Annotated in this window: 17 protein-coding genes; 10 read left to right on the top strand and 7 right to left on the bottom strand. The window is 32.7% G+C overall.

Features of this window, described 5'->3' with window-relative positions; genetic code table 11:
* Positions 1-54: 54 nt before the first annotated feature.
* Entirely contained in the window at positions 55-936 is an 882-nt protein-coding gene (locus tag A9G07_RS04210; RefSeq protein WP_065734148.1) for a LysR family transcriptional regulator, read from the bottom strand.
* A gap of 154 nt (positions 937-1090) precedes the next feature.
* On the opposite strand from A9G07_RS04210, the gene A9G07_RS04205 reads away from it, so the two are divergent.
* Positions 1091-2053, top strand: coding sequence for an aldo/keto reductase (locus A9G07_RS04205; RefSeq protein ID WP_065734147.1), 963 nt, complete (start codon positions 1091-1093; stop codon positions 2051-2053).
* Between the two features lie 121 nt (positions 2054-2174).
* On the opposite strand, the gene A9G07_RS04200 is transcribed toward A9G07_RS04205, so the two are convergent.
* Positions 2175-2927 carry a hypothetical protein gene (locus A9G07_RS04200; RefSeq protein WP_065734146.1) on the bottom strand — a complete coding sequence of 251 codons (753 nt, stop codon included), beginning with the start codon at positions 2925-2927 and terminating at the stop codon, positions 2175-2177.
* Between the two features lie 29 nt (positions 2928-2956).
* Positions 2957-3721: a hypothetical protein gene (locus A9G07_RS04195; RefSeq protein ID WP_065734145.1), complete on the bottom strand. Its 765-nt coding sequence runs from the start codon at positions 3719-3721 to the stop codon at positions 2957-2959.
* 284 nt (positions 3722-4005) lie between these two features.
* Here A9G07_RS04195 and A9G07_RS04190 point away from each other — a divergent pair, with 284 nt between their 5' ends.
* The 3 genes from A9G07_RS04190 to A9G07_RS04180 all read left to right on the top strand — a co-directional run bounded on the left by A9G07_RS04190 (position 4006) and on the right by A9G07_RS04180 (position 7194).
* On the top strand, positions 4006-4830 hold the full coding sequence (locus tag A9G07_RS04190) for a MetQ/NlpA family ABC transporter substrate-binding protein (protein ID WP_065734144.1): 825 nt from the start codon (positions 4006-4008) through the stop codon (positions 4828-4830).
* Between the two features lie 172 nt (positions 4831-5002).
* Positions 5003-5965: a hypothetical protein gene (locus A9G07_RS04185; protein ID WP_065734143.1), complete on the top strand. Its 963-nt coding sequence runs from the start codon at positions 5003-5005 to the stop codon at positions 5963-5965.
* Between the two features lie 329 nt (positions 5966-6294).
* Positions 6295-7194 (top strand): endonuclease/exonuclease/phosphatase family protein, encoded by a 900-nt coding sequence (locus tag A9G07_RS04180; protein ID WP_081299517.1) that lies wholly within the window; start codon positions 6295-6297, stop codon positions 7192-7194.
* 75 nt (positions 7195-7269) lie between these two features.
* Here A9G07_RS04180 and cmoB read toward each other — a convergent pair whose 3' ends face one another.
* Complete coding sequence (gene cmoB, locus A9G07_RS04175; protein WP_065734142.1) at positions 7270-8238, bottom strand: tRNA 5-methoxyuridine(34)/uridine 5-oxyacetic acid(34) synthase CmoB; 969 nt, start codon at positions 8236-8238, stop codon at positions 7270-7272.
* A gap of 34 nt (positions 8239-8272) precedes the next feature.
* Positions 8273-9043 (bottom strand): carboxy-S-adenosyl-L-methionine synthase CmoA, encoded by a 771-nt coding sequence (gene cmoA / locus A9G07_RS04170; protein ID WP_065734141.1) that lies wholly within the window; start codon positions 9041-9043, stop codon positions 8273-8275.
* Between the two features lie 32 nt (positions 9044-9075).
* Between cmoA and A9G07_RS04165 the strand changes: the two genes are divergently transcribed.
* Both A9G07_RS04165 and rnd read left to right on the top strand, forming a co-directional pair.
* The gene (locus A9G07_RS04165) at positions 9076-10227 is read left to right on the top strand and encodes a metallophosphoesterase (RefSeq protein ID WP_065734140.1); all 1152 of its coding nucleotides are present in this window, start codon (positions 9076-9078) and stop codon (positions 10225-10227) included.
* A 14-nt stretch (positions 10228-10241) separates the two neighbouring features.
* Positions 10242-11330, top strand: a complete 1089-nt coding sequence (gene rnd / locus A9G07_RS04160; RefSeq protein WP_065734139.1) for a ribonuclease D — start codon at positions 10242-10244, stop codon at positions 11328-11330.
* A gap of 40 nt (positions 11331-11370) precedes the next feature.
* Here the strand turns inward: rnd and A9G07_RS04155 are convergent, their stop codons facing one another.
* Positions 11371-12063, bottom strand: a complete 693-nt coding sequence (locus A9G07_RS04155; protein ID WP_065734138.1) for a 5'-methylthioadenosine/adenosylhomocysteine nucleosidase — start codon at positions 12061-12063, stop codon at positions 11371-11373.
* Between the two features lie 102 nt (positions 12064-12165).
* On the opposite strand from A9G07_RS04155, the gene A9G07_RS04150 reads away from it, so the two are divergent.
* Both A9G07_RS04150 and A9G07_RS04145 read left to right on the top strand, forming a co-directional pair.
* On the top strand, positions 12166-12936 hold the full coding sequence (locus A9G07_RS04150) for an SDR family oxidoreductase (protein WP_065734137.1): 771 nt from the start codon (positions 12166-12168) through the stop codon (positions 12934-12936).
* 27 nt (positions 12937-12963) lie between these two features.
* Entirely contained in the window at positions 12964-13833 is an 870-nt protein-coding gene (locus A9G07_RS04145) for a co-chaperone YbbN (RefSeq protein ID WP_065734136.1), read from the top strand.
* Between the two features lie 169 nt (positions 13834-14002).
* Here the strand turns inward: A9G07_RS04145 and map are convergent, their stop codons facing one another.
* Entirely contained in the window at positions 14003-14791 is a 789-nt protein-coding gene (gene map, locus A9G07_RS04140; RefSeq protein ID WP_065734135.1) for a type I methionyl aminopeptidase, read from the bottom strand.
* A 208-nt stretch (positions 14792-14999) separates the two neighbouring features.
* Between map and rlmC the strand changes: the two genes are divergently transcribed.
* The gene (rlmC, locus tag A9G07_RS04135) at positions 15000-16154 is read left to right on the top strand and encodes a 23S rRNA (uracil(747)-C(5))-methyltransferase RlmC (RefSeq protein ID WP_141677469.1); all 1155 of its coding nucleotides are present in this window, start codon (positions 15000-15002) and stop codon (positions 16152-16154) included.
* Between the two features lie 263 nt (positions 16155-16417).
* Positions 16418-18613, top strand: a complete 2196-nt coding sequence (locus A9G07_RS04130) for a TonB-dependent hemoglobin/transferrin/lactoferrin family receptor (protein WP_065734134.1) — start codon at positions 16418-16420, stop codon at positions 18611-18613.
* Positions 18614-18686 lie beyond the last annotated feature (73 nt).

The raw sequence follows: 18686 nt of genomic DNA, 5'->3' as shown, positions 1-18686 counted from the left end.
GGAAAATTAAAAAGGCAGTATTACTGCCTTTTTAAAATATAAAGATTAATCTAATTAAGATTTCAATGCATCTAAAACAAGTTTAAAAACATTTGAATGGCCTTTACGGCTTGGATAATAGATATAAAATGGCTCATAGGTAATTGAATAGTCGCTTAATAATTCTATAAGTCTTCCAGTTGCTAATTCATTTTTTACATCAGGATAACCAATCCAACAAATACCTAAGCCATCAAGTATCGCCTGTTTTCTTAAATGATTATTGATGGAGAAGTGAGTAGAGGGGTGATATTGAATAATATTACCGCTATTAGTAAATTCCCAAATTGTTTCCATTCCATGTTGGCTTGAAACTTTTTTGCCAATTAAAAGATGTTGATCTAAATCACTTATCTGTTTAGGCTCTTTTCTCTGCTTTAGATAATCAGGACTAGCAACTAGGACCATTCGCAAAGGATCTGATATTTTTACAGCAACCATTTCTTTAGCAAGGTCATTCCCAATTCTACAACCCATATCAAAACCATCTTTAACGATATCGACTAGATTATTGTCACATTCAATTTCAATCTTAATTTGTGGATAGCGTAAGGAAAATTGACTTAATTTAGGATATATAAAGTTTTCAATCGCAATATTTGATGCGTTGATCCTAATTGTACCTGATGGCGTATCTAAATAATCGCCAAGTGCGTTAACTTCTTCATTTATCTGTTTAAATAGAGGCGCTAGTTGTTTATAAAGTTGTTCACCAGCTTCAGTTAGTGAAAGACTTCGAGTTGTACGATTAAATAGCCTGAGATTTAATCGAGTTTCTAAATTCCTCATACTATGGCTTAATGCGGAAGAGGAAACTCCCAAAGATTTAGCTGCTCCAATAAAGCTTTTTGCTTCAGCGATAGTAATAAAGTAATTGAGTTCATTATAGTTATGCATAATATATAAAATTAATGAATTTAATTCATGATACTATAAATGAATACCCTGTTTATCTCAATAAAAGTTATCTCTAAAATAATATTATCAAAATTGACTTTTTATCAATTTATTAAATTATTTAAACGATTCTGACATACTGAGGAGTTATTGTATGGATTATATAAAATTAGGTACTTCTGATATTGAGGTCTCCAGGTTTTGCTTAGGATGTATGAGTTTTGGTGATCCTGCCAGTAAAATGCATGACTGGACACTTAATCCCGACCAAAGTGAAGCCATCATTAAACATGCTTTAGATCTAGGTATTAATTTTATTGATACAGCTAATACTTATTCAAGTGGAACTAGCGAGGAATATGTTGGAAGAGCATTGAAACGAAATATCGCTAGAGATAAAGTCGTTTTGGCCACTAAAGTCTATTTTAACGAAGGACACCTGTCTAAAACAGCTATTGAAAGAGAAATTGATGGATCGCTCAAACGATTGGGTACCGATTACGTCGATTTATACATAATTCATCGTTTTGATTATAGTACACCGATTGAAGAGACCATGGCGGCATTACATCATTTGGTCGAGATAGGTAAAGTCCGAGCATTAGGTGCATCGGCAATGTATGGTTATCAATTTTATAATATGCAGCTGGCAGCTAAGCAAAATGGTTGGACTCAATTTGTTTCAATGCAAAATCACTATAATTTATTATATCGGGAAGATGAAAGAGAGTTAATTCCGATCTGTAAGCAATTCCATGTTTCATTAACTCCTTATAGCCCATTAGCAGCTGGTAGACTTTCCCGATTAGAATGGAAAACCGATACGTTGCGAAGTAAAACTGATAAAGTCGCTATTGCCAAATATGATAGTACGCAACAAATAGATAGAGAAATTGTTGTAAGAGTAAATGATATCGCACAAAAATATGGTGTAACCATGACGCAAGTTGCGCTAGCATGGCAATTTGCTAAAGGCGTTGCATCACCTATCATTGGTGCAACCAAAACGCAATATTTGGATGATGCAGTCGGCGCGTTAAAAGTTTCATTAACTAAAGATGATATTGCTTATCTTGAGGAACTTTATATCCCCCATGTTATTATGGGAGCAATCTAAAAATATTGTTTTTTAACTGTTTTTTAGAGCTCACTAACCCTCGATATTATATTTGAAATATCGAGGGTTAAATAATAAATTGATTTTAAATAATATTTAAATGACTTTTTTATCAATTTAATCAAAAGTATTCCAAAGTTCGTAAATAAAAATGCGTCGTCACTTTATTTGGACCTAAACAATATTCTTTAGTCCAATCGCCGTGCTGATTATAATCACCATAAGAACACTCTTCCTTCATCTCAGCTATTCTTTGATTGTTTTCATCGAGTACAATTTTGCCTAATTCAATTTTGTAGTCGTATTGAATTCTTTTACTCAATTGTTTTTTATCATTATAAAAATATTTATATTCTCTTAAAACAACGATAAAACTGTCATTTTCATTGTATTTTTGACCAATTTCTATAACCCTTTTAGAAACAAGATCGTTTTCATAATCAACTTGGCTAATTAAATCCAAGTCATGAATTGAATCTTCAATTTTTATTACTCGTCCCTTAGAATCATAATCTACCAATAATTTATTATTTTTTTTAGCATCCTGATAAGAAAGAGTGTTTTTTGCTTGATCAAAATTAATATCAAGATTCAGGTTCTTATCCTCAGTTTCATAAGTATATTTCCCATTTTTATAATCAATAACAAATTTATAATAATCTAAAGTCATTGATTCAATAAGTCCATCGGTATTTGCCGTTAAAGTTACAGGATTATCCCCTTTTATTGACTGCTCTTTAATTGGAATGGAATAGGGGGCTAAATCTATACCGGCATGAATTAAATAACTATTTTCAACGGCTATATTGGGTGTATGATTATCTTTACATCCAAATAGCGCTAAACTTATAAGAAGAATTATTTTGATTTTCATTATTATACTCCTATTTATTTACTTAAAGGTTAATATTCAATTTCACGTAAAACAAAGAAACTGAAATTTTCATTAGGCTTTAAGCAATAATATTTCGTCCAATCACCAAATTGATTAAAATCATAAAATTGGCATTCTAATTTTTGGTTATTTTTTGTTATATAATCATCTAAATAAATCTTTTTTTTATCAATTTGATGATGATTATTATAAAAATATTCCACTTCATTTTTTGACATTAGTTTTGTTTCATCATTTTCTTTAATTGTGGTTTCTTCAATGATTTTTTTCAAATTATTTTGGTCATAAAGAAATGTTGATACGAAGGTAATAAGATTGGGATCAGTTTTTTTTGTAAGCTTAATCAATCTTTTTTGCTCATCATAATTAGCATACCAAGCAATAGGTAGTTTTGCTTCATGAATTTCGGTCATATTCTTGTCATTATCAAATTTTATATAAAATTCTAAAAGAAATTGATCTTGTTGCGAGAAAATCATTAAGGATTTTTGGTAATCAATATCTATTTTGACTGGAAATTCTTTATCTGATGATTGATTAAAAGTAGGTTTAATTTCGGGTGAAACAACAGAGGTAATAAAACCTTGCTGATTTATAGTAAACTCTTGGTTTATGCTACCAGATAATATTTGTTTTTTTATTGGTTTGGAAAATGGTTTAAGTTCAGGAGCTTGAAAAAATAAGTAATTGTTATTAATAGCTTGCTCATTATCACTCTTTGGGTTACAACCAATTATCAAAAATGATAAAAAGCAAATGATAGTTTTTTTCATTATGATCCTTATGTTTAAAATCTGGCCCTAATCCTAAGGATACCATTATTTTTTTAATATAATAAGGACATTGAACTCAAAAGCTTAATAATATTAAGGATACTAGTTTAACTAATTTATTGATATCCTATTTTCTTAGCAATATTTTAATCTTATTTCACATATTTCCAATTTGAATATAGATATAATTTTTTCGTATTATCCCAATAGTTATTCACCGACTATAATGACTCAATAGTCGTATCAGAATATGTTCGACTAATTTATCTTAATAGGGAGTGATAATGAAAAAATATATTTACCTGTTTATATTATTAGGATTTACATTAATTGGGTGTGACAACAAGTCAGATTCAGCTAAAAACAACCAACAAGAGAAGAAAGAAATCGTAGTTGGTTTGCCACCAAGTATGCATAATATAATGATGGAAAAAGTCGTAAAACCCGCTTTAGAACAAGAAGGTTATAAAGTTAAGATGGTAAATTTCAGTTCATTAAGGGATTCAAATACCGCTTTAGTTGAAGGAAGTATCGATCTTAATGCCGCTCAACATCAATCTTATTTAGATGTATATAATAAAGAAACTAAGAGTGATCTTGTTTCTTTAGTTCATATTCCTTCAATATCCGCGGCGCTTTTTTCACAAAAACAACATTCAATAAATGAAATTGCTGATGGACAGACAATTCTTATTCCGAATGACCCATCAAATAAAGCCCGTTCGTTACAATTATTACAAAGTTTGAATTGGATCACCTTAAAACCTGAAAGTGAAGCAGGAACGTTAGATTTAAATGATATTGCCGAAAATAAATATAATTTAAAATTTAAAGCAATATTATCTGAAATTATTCCTAGAACGCTTAATGAAGTTGATTATGCCATAATGCCTGGGGGAATAGCATGGTTAAGTCATATTCCTGCAGATAATGTTTTAGTTCAAGAAAAGTTAACTCCGAATCTTGAATTAATGGTCGTAGTTAAGAAAGAAAACTTAAATACCAAGTGGGCGCAAGATGTAAAAAAACTTTATCAATCAGATCAGCTTAGAAAATTTATTAATGAAGATCCTGACGCTAAAGGTCGCTTTATTTGGCCACAGCAGTAAATCTTTCCAAGATATCCTAATTACTATTAGGATATTTTTCATATTTTATATAACTGCTTTCAAACTTTGATTAGTTCAAAAACTATTTTGTAAAGCAATTTAAAGATAAATAATTCATTTATTTTGATTTTTCACCATGATAAAATTGTTATCTCCCCAATTATGAATATAAATGAATGTGATGAAAAAAATTCAATTACCCATTTTAATTGTCTGTGGCGTTATGCTTTGTAGCTGTTCCGATGAACCTAAGTCAGTTGTTCGTATGATTGATAATCCCACTGATAATGAAATTGTAGTAGCCATTGATGGTAAAGAACTCGCTATTCCGGCTAACTCTAACACTACCTATACTTTTGAATATGGTAAGCATAATTTAGCTTATAACAATGAGTCGCTCGATTTTATCGTTAAACCAGCTAGGTTTCCTAATGATGGTTTTATTAATCCTACACAAAGCAACTATATGTTTCATACCTATATCTACGCTACTGAAAATACCAGTGACGAAGATTATGATAAGTTATATGAAAAATCTTTACGAAAAGTCTCCATTATTATAAATGGTGTAGAAGAAGAAGTTGAACTACCTGTTAAAGTGATAAATGATGTTTTTATCGAAAGGGAAGATAATACTTGGGACTATTCAATCAACCAGGAAGCCCCTAATGAACTTCCTAAAAAATTTAAAACCAAAAAAGATATCCAACTTCCTAGAATTAAAGTCTATCGTGAAAAAGATTATATCACCTTATTAAAAAATGAATTTTTTGAATCCAATGAAGATCCAGAGACAGGATTTGAAGTAAGTTTTCCTAATAAACCAGTAAAATTTGCTGAGATTGAGCAATACGTATTCCCTAAAATTAATTTGGGTAGAATTGAATGTGATGCTGGTAAAAAATATTTAGCAGACACATTAGATAATTGGAAACAACTTTTCACTTTAAATGGTGATGACTTTGCTAGTAAGTATAAAAAATTAGGTGGAGAGGAAGGCATAAATTCTTTAAGAAAATCTGATGAACTTTGTCCTAAAGAAATAGATCCAAATATGACTTATTACCAAGCATATGGCCCATTTGAAAAATTTTTAAATTTTACCCAAGATACTAATATCTATATTATCAAATAAATTTTAGTCATTGTGTAATTTATCACTACAATAATTATAAAAGGCATAATATTATTATGCCTTTTATTTTATCAATAACCGTTATTCTGAATTTATTGAATTGTATTTATATTATAAAAAAAGTTGAGGAGCGGGGTTTTTGAAGTTTCAAAATCGCAATTATCCAATCTTTATATTCACAGATCATGCTCCTTCCTTGAATAAAATTCGAATCGCACGAATTGTAGATAATAATATTGACCTAAATCACATAAATCATAAAAAGAATTTTGATTAAAATCGAATCAATATAATATTTATAGTGAGTTAATAAAATAAAGGAATATCTTATGAGTAAAACTAGATTGAAAATTGCAGCATTAATTGGTGGTATTATTTTTAGTGCTTCAAGTGCTTACGCATCAATTGATGATGTTAAGCAACTTAAAATCATCAGTTATAATGTTTATAACGGGATGAAGTTAGATGAGAGCGAAGGCAAGCAGAAATATATTGATTGGGCAAAAGCTCAAGATGCCGATATCATTGCCTGGCAAGAGATGAATTTCTTTACTCGAGAAAAACTTGAAAAATTTGCAGCCAGTTATGGTCACAAATATGCTGTTCTGTTAAAAGAGTCACCAGATGATCCTGCATTTTTCCCAGTTGCCATTACCTCAAAATATCCTATCGTAAATGTGAATAAAGTGGTTGATAATTTATGGCATGGAGCGCTGTTTGCAGATGTTGGTAATTATCATTTTGTGATAACCCATATGAACCCGTTTTGGACGGCTAAGCGTATCGATGAAATTAATTTGATTATAGATTCAATTAAATACAGTCGTGATCCTAATGGAAAATGGATAATCGCGGGGGATTTGAATTCATTCTCTCCAGCAGATAAACCTGATTATGATAAAAGCACGCTTTTAGAAGATATAAAAGAAAAACAGAAGAAAAGACCAATTCTTGATAATCTGGTAAATGGCCAATTAAGCTATACCGTTCAACAAAATCTACTTGATGCGGGTTATATTGATGCATTAAAGATAAAACACAAAGAATTTATCTCAACCGCACCAACTAAAGTCTTTTATGATCAAGCATCAGTACCATTACGTTATGATTATATCTATGTCTCACCACCACTTAAAGAAAACGTGATTGATGTTAAGGTACTCAAAGATGATTTTACTGATAAGTATTCAGATCACTACCCAGTTCAAATGATTATAAAGAATAATTAATATCATCTATAGAATTAAGAACAAAACGGGCATAAGCCCGTTTTTTATGTTAATTGATTCGATAAGATCAATACACTATTTTCGGGCAACAAATACCGCTCGTATTGGAGCAGGGTAACCTTCAATCGTTTTGCTCAAATCGTTCGGATCAAGAAACTCAGCTAATGAGTCAGATTCCATCCAGTCTGTTTTGCGCTGTTCATCTAAACTGGTTTTCGATATATCAACCATTTTTATCTCTTTAAAACCACATTTATGTAGCCAATTTATCATGGTGGGGACAGATGGGATGAAATAGACATTTCGCATTTGAGCATAACGTTCACCTGGCATTAATGCTTGGTGTTCGACTCCCTCAATAACCAGGGTTTCAAGCACTAATTGTCCACCATCAACTAATTGATCTTTCAATTGGTAAAGATGATCAAGTGGCGAACGGCGATGATATAATACGCCCATTGAAAAAACCGTATCAAATGCATTTAATTTTGGCAGTTCCTCAATTCCTAAGGGTAGTAAGTGAGCTCGTTGATCATTACCTAATAGTTTTCTTACTGCTTCAAATTGGCATAAATAAAGCGCCATTGGATCAATACCAACGGCAAGTTTAGCTCCTGCGCCAACCATTCGCCACAAGTGATAACCACTATTACAACCAACATCGAGAACTGTTTTGCCCTCTAAATTTTCAATGTGATTAATTAGTCGTTCCCATTTCCAATCAGAACGCCATTCTGTATCAATATCCACACCATAAAGATGAAAAGGGCCTTTACGCCATGGCATCATGGTTTTCAATAATTGGGTGATTCTTTGCTGTTCCCCTGAAGATAACGGTTGCTCAGTTTTAGCCGTTACGCTGTGTAAGAAGTCGATTTGAAAAGGGATAATTGCTGGCAAGTGTTTAATGCTATTTAACCATTGGCTAAAACGGTTATCTAAATTTTGCTTTTGCCAATTAGCTAGTTGTGCTGGTAATACTTCAAGCCAATTTTTAAGCTTATTTTTTGCGATAATTTGGTAAAAATCACCAAAATCAATCATTCGTTATTCCTTTGTAATTGGGTTAAATCTGATGTTATTTTATAGCAATGATGGAACCGAAATTAAAACATTGAAACCAGGTATCGACATGTTTAAATCCTGCTTTAGCAAGACGCTGTTTATGGGTTTCAATAGTATCGGTAAGCATAACGTTTTCAAGCATATTCCGTTTTTGGCTAATCTCTAGTTCACTGTAACCATTCGCTCGTTTGAAGTCATGGTGCATGTTAAATAATAATTCATCAACACTCTTATCATTAAAACTAAATTTTTCAGATAGCACTAATATGCCATTAGGGATTAATGCTTGGTAGATATTATTTAAAACACGTTGACGATTGTCTGGCGTTAGAAATTGCAAGGTAAAATTTAGGACAACCATTGAAGCATTTTGCATATTAATATTGCAAATATCTTCACATATAACATCAACAGGTGTAGTTGATTTATAGGCATCAAGGTGTTTTTTACATCGTTCTACCATTGGTAATGAATTATCAACGGCAATGATATGGCAATTTTCTTGTTTGATATTCCGACGAATTGCAAGTGATGCAGCGCCTAGCGAGCATCCCAAATCATATATCATTGAATTGGGTTGAACAAATCTTTCAGCCAACATGCCTATCATTGAGATTATATTCGAATAACCAGGAACAGAGCGTTGCACCATATCGGGAAAGACTTCGGCAACTTTTTCATCAAAAGTCCAATCGCCTAATTTATCAATTGGTGTTGAAAATAACTGATCTTTTTTGCTATTCATAAAAGTTATTGGTGCTATAGGATCTAATTCTGTTATCATACCATTTTTTGCTTTCGATTGTTCGGATAATTATGACATTTGTTGATTTTATAGCCATTTTTGCAACGATTGTTATTAGTGTGTTTGTTACATTCTATTTTGGTAAACGTTGGCAGTTTTGGTTTAATTTGAATTTAAAAGGTTACTTTCGAATTATTTATTGGGTCACTGTCTGTTTTGCCGGATTATCATTAATTTTTGCTAGATTATTAGATGGTTTTATACCTTCATATATACATCTTTCTTTAATCTCCATTTCTGGATTGATGATTTGTAGCGTTTTTATAGCTACTATTTTTGATATCACTTATTGGTTTAGTAAAAAAAGATTAAAACCCAATCTATGGATTAAGGTTAGCTTTATTATTGCTGTTGCAGCGCTGTTTTGTTTTGGGCATGAAATGGCGATAAATCCTCAAATTGTCCATTATAAAGTTGAAATTAATAAACCTGCTCATGTTGAGCATTTAAGAATTGTTCAACTTTCAGATATTCATATCAATGAACATACGTCTACCAAAATGATTCAAGAAATGGTCGAAAAGGTAAACGCTTTGGAACCCGATTTTATTGTGATAACGGGGGATACACTGGATAAAAGTTTAAAGCCTTTTTTAGAAGATGGCTTTGATAAGCAGTTTCAACAATTAAAACCCAAATATGGTAGCTATATTATTTTTGGTAATCATGAATATTTAGGAATTAATGACGCTAATAATCGTGAAGATGATATTATTAATGCCTTCAAAAAAGCAAATTTGAAAGTCTTAAAAGATGACATAGTCTATCTTGATGAAGTTGGTATAACATTGATAGGGCGGGATGATTTTTCTTCATCTCGGTATGATATTAAGCGTGCTTCATTATCTGATTTAATCCTGTTTACTGATACCGAGAAACCTATAATCTTGTTAGATCATCAACCAAGAAATATTGATGAAGCCGCTGAACAAAATGTAGATTTGATGCTATCTGGACATACACATGGTGGGCAAATTTTCCCGGTTAATATTTTAGTTGCCATGATGTATAAAAATGCTAAGGGAATTTATCAAGATACTAATCATCATTTTACCAGTATCGTGAGTAGTGGTTATGGGTTTGGCGGGCCGCCAATACGATTAATGACCCGTTCTGAAATTGTTGTAATAGATGTATCATTTGCAAAAAAATCGACCTCTTAAATAGGATTCATATTTTGAGTTATCAATATATTACTACTGATGAAGAATTATCTAGTTATTGTTTAAAAATTGCGAACAGCAATGCAATCGCATTAGATACGGAATTTGTTCGCACGCGAACATTTTATCCTCAATTAGGACTTATTCAGGTTTTTGATGGTAAACATGCAGCATTAATTGATCCAGTTAATATCAACAATTGGCAGGATTTTTTAGCTATTTTAGCCAATCCTACAATTGAAAAATATTTTCACTCTTGTAGTGAGGATATTGATGTGTTTCTTTCTACATTTAACTGTGTACCCACTCCAATTATAGATAGCCAAATTTTGGCATCATTCCTAGATAATCCTGTTAGCAGTGGCTATGCTAGTTTAGTTAATAAATACCTAGGCATTGAATTAGATAAAAGCGAAACTCGAACAGATTGGTTAAAACGTCCTTTGACTGAAAAACAATGTGAATATGCGATTAATGATGTGTTATATCTCTTCCAATTAATGGAAATTCTAAAAGCTAAACTCACAACTAATCATTATTTAGATGCAGCTTATCAAGAATGTCAAAGTGCGATTGCCCGTAAATGCAAGCCGTTTGATCCTAAAGATGCTTACCTAAATATCGGAAATAGCTGGCAATTAAAAGGTGACAGCTTAGGACAATTGGCTAAGTTAGCATTATGGCGATACCAATTAGCCAAATCTGAAAATATTGCATTAAATTTTGTTATACATGAAGCTGTTTTATTTAAGATTGCCCGTTTCCAACCTTCGTCGTTAGCTGAACTTGATAAATTAGGAATGAAAGGGAAAGAAGTTCGGCTATATGGTCCAACCATTTTGGAAATATTGCAGGAACCTATACCGAATATTCCACCAATTAAACGAATGAATAGTTATCCAAATTACAAAGAAACTTCTGATTTATTAAAGCAAATCACTGAAAATATTTCATCACAGACTGGACTTAGCCGTGAATTAATTATATCAAAACGGTTAATCAATCAATATATAAAATGGAAAATAGATAAAAACGAAAGTATGCCTGAAATATTATCTGGGTGGAGAAAACCACTATTTGAACAATATGGCTTATTAAATTGATCAATATCTAGGGTGTCAAATGAAATTGACACCACTTTATTTAAGCAAGTTCACTTAGCATCGATTCAACAATTTTAGATGATTGAGCTGCGGCTAACTTTAAAAAGGATTGAAAATCAATTGCTGATTCATTATCCCCATTGTCTGAAATCGCTCTAACCACTACAAAAGGAACTTTAAATAACCAACAAACATGGCCGATCGCAGCAGCTTCCATTTCAACGGCAATTGCGTCAGGATAAGTTTGCTTAATTCGTTCTAGATTACTTTTTCCATTAATAAAAGCGTCTCCACTACCGATTGAACCAGCCACGGCATTGACACCATGTTTTTTGATACAAGCTTCGGCTAATGATCGATAGTTTTCATCAGCAGGAAACGAAACAGGGCAACCAGACATTTGGCCCGGCTTATATCCAAAAGCAGTTAGATCCACATCATGATAAAAAACATCTTTTGATACAATAATATCACCGATACTGAGCTTAGTTGAAAGCCCACCAGCTGAGCCAGTGTTAATTACCGCATCAACTTGGTAATTATTTAAAAGCAGGGTAGTTCCGGATGCCGCAGCTACTTTACCGATACCTGATTGTAATAATACGATGTCGCAATTAGCAATTTTGCCAATGTGAAAATCACACCCTAAATGATGTTCTAATTGATAATCAGTAATTTGACTTTTTAGTATTGCAACTTCTTCTTCCATTGCTGCGATAATAGCAATTTTCATAAGGACCTCTAGGTGTTTATTAGCCGTATATTTGTTTTAAATGTGCTATCATAATTGCCATAAGTGAACTTGACAATAAATGAATCATAACGGAGATAAAATTTGCGTACAATTTTTATAACAGGTTGCTCAAGCGGTATTGGCTTGATTTCAGCAATAGCATTAAAAAAGCGAGGTTATCGTGTTATTGCTTCTTGCCGTAAAGTTGAAGACCAAAAAAAATTAGTCGAGCAAGGTTTTGAAACCGTTCTTTTAGATTTAGATGATCCTGACTCTGTTACTCAAGCTGCACAAGAAGTTTTAACTTTATGTGAAGGAAAATTATATGCTTTATTTAATAATGCCGGATTTGGGGTATATGGTCGATTAAACACCATCAGTCGATCGCAGTTAGAATCACAGTTTTCAACAAACTTTTTTGGTGTACATCAATTAACTCAATTATTGTTACCGGCAATGCTAGATCAAAATGAAGGAAGAATCATTCAAACAAGCTCTATTGTTGGAATTGTTGCAACCCCAGGGAGAGGTGCCTATTCGGCCAGTAAATACGCCTTAGAAGCATGGTCTGATGTATTAAGGTTAGAATTAGCTAAAACGAATATAAAGGTTTGTTTAATCGAACCTGGCCCATTAAAAACCTATTTTTCAAATAATGTGAATCAAACCGAAAAAGAGAATATTGTAAAAAATCCACCAATTGCTAGACGTTTTACCTTAGCTCCCGAAGCTGTTTTACCCTATCTTTATCATGCATTGGAGCACGATAAGCCAAAAATACGTTACAGGGTAACTAAAGTAACGAAGTTAGCAGCGATAGCTAAACGTTTGCTTCCCGACAGATTAATGGATAAAATTTTAGAAAATAAGTAATAAATTAAATTATTCATAGGATAAATTATGTCAAATCAATTTATTTTTGATGTTAACGAACAGAATATTCAAGAAATTGTCGAAAAATCGACAAATACTCCCGTGTTATTCTACTTTTGGTCACCAAGAAGTCCAAATCATCAAGAGATGACAAACACGCTAACAAAATTAGCGACAGAGCATCAAGGACAATTTATTTTAGCCAGCGTAAATTGTGATGAGCAACAAATGCTTGCAGCACAATTTGGTTTAAGAGCGATTCCAACAGTTTATATGTTCCAAAATGGGCAGCCAGTTGATGGTTTTCAAGGTCCACAAAGTGAAGATCAAATTAAAGCATTTTTAGCCAAAATCTTACCTAATGAAGATGAATTAAAACTTGTTGAAGCTCAAAAATTATTTAATGAAGGGTTATATGACCAAGCTTTACCTTTATTAAAACAAGCATGGACGACGCTAACTGATCACTTAGGCAAACCAAGATCAGATATCGCATTAATGTTAGCTAAAGCGCAAATTGAACAAAAGCAACTTAACGATGCTAAAGAAGTTTTAGTAACAATTCCGCTACAAGACCAAGATTCCGCTTTTCATGGATTACAAGCTGAGATTGAGTTACTTGAACAAGCGGCAAATTCACCAGAATTACAGCAGTTGCAAGCTGAATTGGCAAAACAGCCTGACAATATTGAATTAATGATCCAACTTTCATCACAATTGATGCAAGTAGGGCGACACGAAGAGGCTTTAGAGCTACTATTCAAACCGTTAACAAAAGATCTAAATGCGGGAGATGGTCAAGTTAAGAAAACATTACTTGATCTGTTAGCTGCATTGGGTACTAATAACGCTTTAGCTAGTAGTTATCGTCGTAAGCTTTATACGCTGCTATATTAAGAAATACTTAATTGAATTCTGGCGATGGTAAAAGCTTGGCATTAATTCCTAAAAAATTTTATGAGCTTCTATCGAAACTTTGGAAAGTTAAAAGATATCAAAAGAAAGTTGATAGATTAGAAGGATGAAATGAAGAGATTCAACAGTTTTGTTGAATCTCTTTTTTTATTTAATGTTCGATAATACGAGGAAAGTTTTCGTTACTACGAAGGGTTAAAACCTCAACCCCGTTATCGGTTACTAAAATAGTGTGCTCATATTGAGCTGAAAGTCCATGGTCTTTAGTTTTAACGGTCCAACCATCTTTCATTGTGCGTGTACGCCAATCGCCAGTATTCACCATCGGTTCAATCGTAAAAGTCATACCTGGTTTTAAAATTACGCCACCATCATCAGCATCATAATGTAATACTTGAGGTTCATCATGATATACCTCACCAATACCATGACCACAATATTCACGAACTGAAGAGAATCCAAATTTATCAACATATTTTTGAATAGCTTTACCGATTTCTCTCAATCGAATTCCTGGTTTTATGATTTCAATCGCTTCGTATAAGCTCTCTTGAGTAACTTGGCAAAGTTTTTCGCCTGCAACAGTGGGTTTACCTGCAATGTACATTTTTGAAGTATCCCCATGATAACCATCTTTGATCACAGTTACATCTATATTAAGAATATCACCATCTTTTAATTTTTTATCAAAACTTGGAATACCATGACACACCACGTCGTTAATGGATATACAACTTGTATGTTTGAATCCATGATAACCAATATTGGCAGGAATAGCTTTTTGTACATTTACAATATGTTCATAACAAATTTTATCGAGTTCACCAGTACTAATTCCTGGTTTAACATACGGCTCGATCATCTCTAAAACTTCAGCAGCTAATTTGCCTGCAATACGCATTTTTTCAATTTCGGCGGGAGTTTTTAACTTAATAGACATTAACGTGTTCCTGTAATTTTAATGGCAATATCCTATCATATACCGTTGTTTCTTTAAAGCATAGCGGTGGATAATTCCTCTTGATTAAAAGTTTAAATTTTACGAAAAAAAAGTTGAGGAACGGGGTTTTTGTGTATAAAAAATGAAAACTAATACAGCTTGAAACCGTTTAATTATATAATAAAACATTATAAAAAAAGGTTTCAATATGATGCAATGTAGCTATTATCAAGAAAAAAAATGTTTGTCTTGTCATAAAATTAATCAACCATATCATTCTCAATTAACTGAGAAACAAAGTCATTTGTTGGAGAAATTAGCTGATTTTAATCCTAACCAAGTTAACGATCCGTATGCGAGTCCTGAATCAGGGTTTCGTAATAAAGCTAAAATGGCAGTGCTGGGTACGGTTGAAAAACCAATTTTAGGCATTCAAAACGGTAATGATGCGATTGATTTGTGCGATTGCCCGCTTTATAGCTCGAACATGCAAAATATTCTAAAATTGGTTCGTACTTATATTCGTAAGCAAGGATTAGTTCCCTATAATATCAACAAGCGAAAAGGGGAGTTAAAATTCGTTATCATCACAGAAAGCATTATTGATAATAACAGCCATTTTATGCTGCGATTTGTATTGAAATCACATAAATTTGTAGAAAAAATTAAAAATAGTTACCACAACTTGCAAATAAATAACTTAGAAGTTGTTACTATCAACATCCAACCTAACCATGCAGCGATATTAGAGGGGGAAGAAGAACTGATTTTAACCGATAACCCTTTTTTAGCGTTCCAATTTAATCAGATACCTTTATATATTAAATCTAAAAGTTTCTTTCAAACAAATAGTTACATTGCAGAAAAACTCTATCAAACGGCTAGTGATTGGGTGGCAAACTTAAATGTTAACTCAATATGGGATCTATTTTGTGGAGTAGGTGGTTTTGGTTTGCATTGTATTGGTCATTCTAATAATGAAAAGATCCAATTGACTGGCATTGAAATTAGTTCTGATGCCATTGAGTGCGCAACAAAATCCGCTGAAAAACTTGGTTATGATAAACTCGATTTTAAATCGTTAGATGCCACTAAATATGTAAACAATGAACAAGGTATCCCTGATTTAGTCTTACTTAATCCTCCAAGACGCGGGGCTGGTAAATCACTCATTCAATACTTAGATAATATAAAACCGAAATATATATTATATTCAAGTTGTAACTTAGCATCTATGGTAGAAGATTTGCAGCTTTTAAGCGATTATCAAATGACTAAAGCCCAATTGTTCGACATGTTTCCGCACACTTCACACATGGAAGTTTTGGTTTTGTTAGAAAAAATACAGATAGTTATTTACTGATTTAGGCTATTAATGACTAATATTTATATTAATAACTATTGGTCTAGATTTGCTTCTCTATTCAACCTCATTGATATTAATCGCTCATTTTAATATTTTAGCCTCTCGCATTAAAGCTAATGATAATCATTATCTAACATAAATGATAATTATTCTCATTGATCATATTTTTTATTTTTGTTAGATTAATTAGTAAAAAATGATAATTATCAAATATTGGGTATTAATTTGAGCAGTTTATTAATATAACTTTGTGGTGAAAAATGAAAATAAATAAAATCTTTTTAACCGTTTTGACTGCTTCAATATCCTTCTCAGTATTTGCTGCTGATGATGAATTGGAAACTATGACGGTTACGGCTAGTAGACAAAAAAGAGCCAAATTAGCTATTCCAGAAACCGTTGATGTCATCTCTAGAAAGAATATAGATGATCATCAAATGTCAACAATGGAAGATTTAGTTAGATATTTACCGGGAATATCAGTTAATCGGCAAACTTCAGGGACCGACCCTTTTGGTAATTTAGGCAGTATTAGAATACGTGGTATGGCGGGTAACCGTATTCAAATGCAAGTTGACGGTTCAAGAGTGATTGAAAGTATCCAAGACGGCAATAGAAATTTTATTGATTTAGCAAATATAAAAGCTGTTGAAGTCATTCGTGGACCTGGCTCGGTATTATGGGGGGCAGATGCTGTTGGTGGGGTAGTTGCGTTTAAAACCATAGATCCTAGTGATTTACTTAAAGGTAAGTCTTATGCTGTTCGAGTAAGTGGCGGTTATGATAGTTTAAATAAACAAAATACCAAAACGAGTATGTTAGCGCTTGAATTGATGCCTAACTTAGAAGGATTGATCAGTTTTAGTCGAAGAGATTACCAAGAAACCAAGTTAACTAAAGCTAAAGCAAATGGCGGTATTTGGGGCTGTCCACGTGGCGCAGATGCTATTAAATGTAATAAATTAAATCCGTTGGATGCTAAAGCTGAAAATATGTTAACCAAATTGGTTTATCATAATGATACTCGAGAAACAAAGTTAGCATTTGAGAATTTCCGTTCTAATTCGTATGTAAAACAAATGTATGATTATGGATTACAAACCAATGGAACATTCAACGAGGATTATCGAAGAACACAAATTCAAACTCGTAAAAGGTTTGCGATTGATGATAGTTGGACTCCCGAAATAAGCTTTATCGATCAAATCAAGACCATGTTCTCTTACTCGCCGCAAGAACGTTATTTAAAATCGCATCGTCAACAAAAAAATCGAAGACAAACACCGATTTATACTTATACCACGAATGATTATAAAGAAAAGTTTTGGCAGTTGGATCTTCAGTTAAATTCAAACGTTGATTTTTTCAATACAACGCATGATTTAATTTATGGTTTTCAAGGGGATATTACCCGTAGCAATTATCGTAATGAGAGCACAAAAAATGGCGTAAAAACCATAGGTGGCGGATTTAATTTTGCTAACGCTAAAACGCAGCGTGCAGATATTTATCTTCAAGATGAATTTCACTTTATATCAGAAAATTTAAAAATTAAACCGGGTTTACGATATGCAACGTATAAAATTAAACCCAATACGGATAGCCATTATGCGGTGGTTAAAGGCAAAGAACCTCGTGATTTGAGTTCACATCGCCTCATTCCGCAGTTAGGCATATTATATAACATCACTGATCAATACTCTGTTTATGCCCGTTATGCTGAAGGATTCAAAATGCCAACGGCTCAACAGCTTTATACCTCATTGCCTTCGGTAACGATGAATCTGATTCCTAACCCTAAACTAAAACCAGAAAAAGTGAAATCTTATGAGACCGGCATCAGAGGCGATTTTTCAGAAGGTTGGTTTAGTGTAGGCTTATTCAAAGCTGATTATAGCAACTATATCAAGAATTTCATTCGGGTTGGACCGAAGGATTATACCTACAAAAATTTATCCAATGTTAATCTATGGGGAATTGAAACATCGGGTGAGTGGCATTTTGCGCCAAATTGGACTTTGAATGCTTCAAGCTCATATCAATATGGAAAAAAACAAGATTCCCCCGGTGATAAAAGAACTTATTTTAATGAAGCCATGCCTCTGCAAGGTAATATCGGTTTGAAATGGAATGTTCCCGATTTTAATTTTGATACTGAAGTCGTCGGCACTTTTTCCAAAGCGGTATCTCACGTTTCTAGGGATAAATCCTCATCAGATGAAATATTTAAGCCAAGCGGTTATGCAGTCTATGATGCCTATTTAAATTGGCACCCTAGCAAAAATATTACTATTCGGGGATCGGTGTTAAATATATTTGACCGCCGTTATTTTAAATGGCCGATGTTTAGTAGTTATTATAAAAATCCACAAAATAATGTAAAAGTGACGAATCCTATCGAGCTTCAAACCGCACCGGGAAGAACTTTTGCAGTTAGTGCGGTTATTAATTTTTAATCATTAAAGTTAAATACTTCTGTCAAATTGATAATTGGCAGGAGTTGATTTAGAAAAAGGCAGTTTTGAGAGT

Source organism: Gilliamella sp. wkB72 (assembly GCF_001693745.1).
Taxonomy (GTDB): domain Bacteria; phylum Pseudomonadota; class Gammaproteobacteria; order Enterobacterales; family Orbaceae; genus Gilliamella; species Gilliamella apicola_E.
The sequence above is the reverse complement of the archived record's forward strand: the minus strand, read 5'-3'. Positions and strand labels throughout refer to the sequence as shown.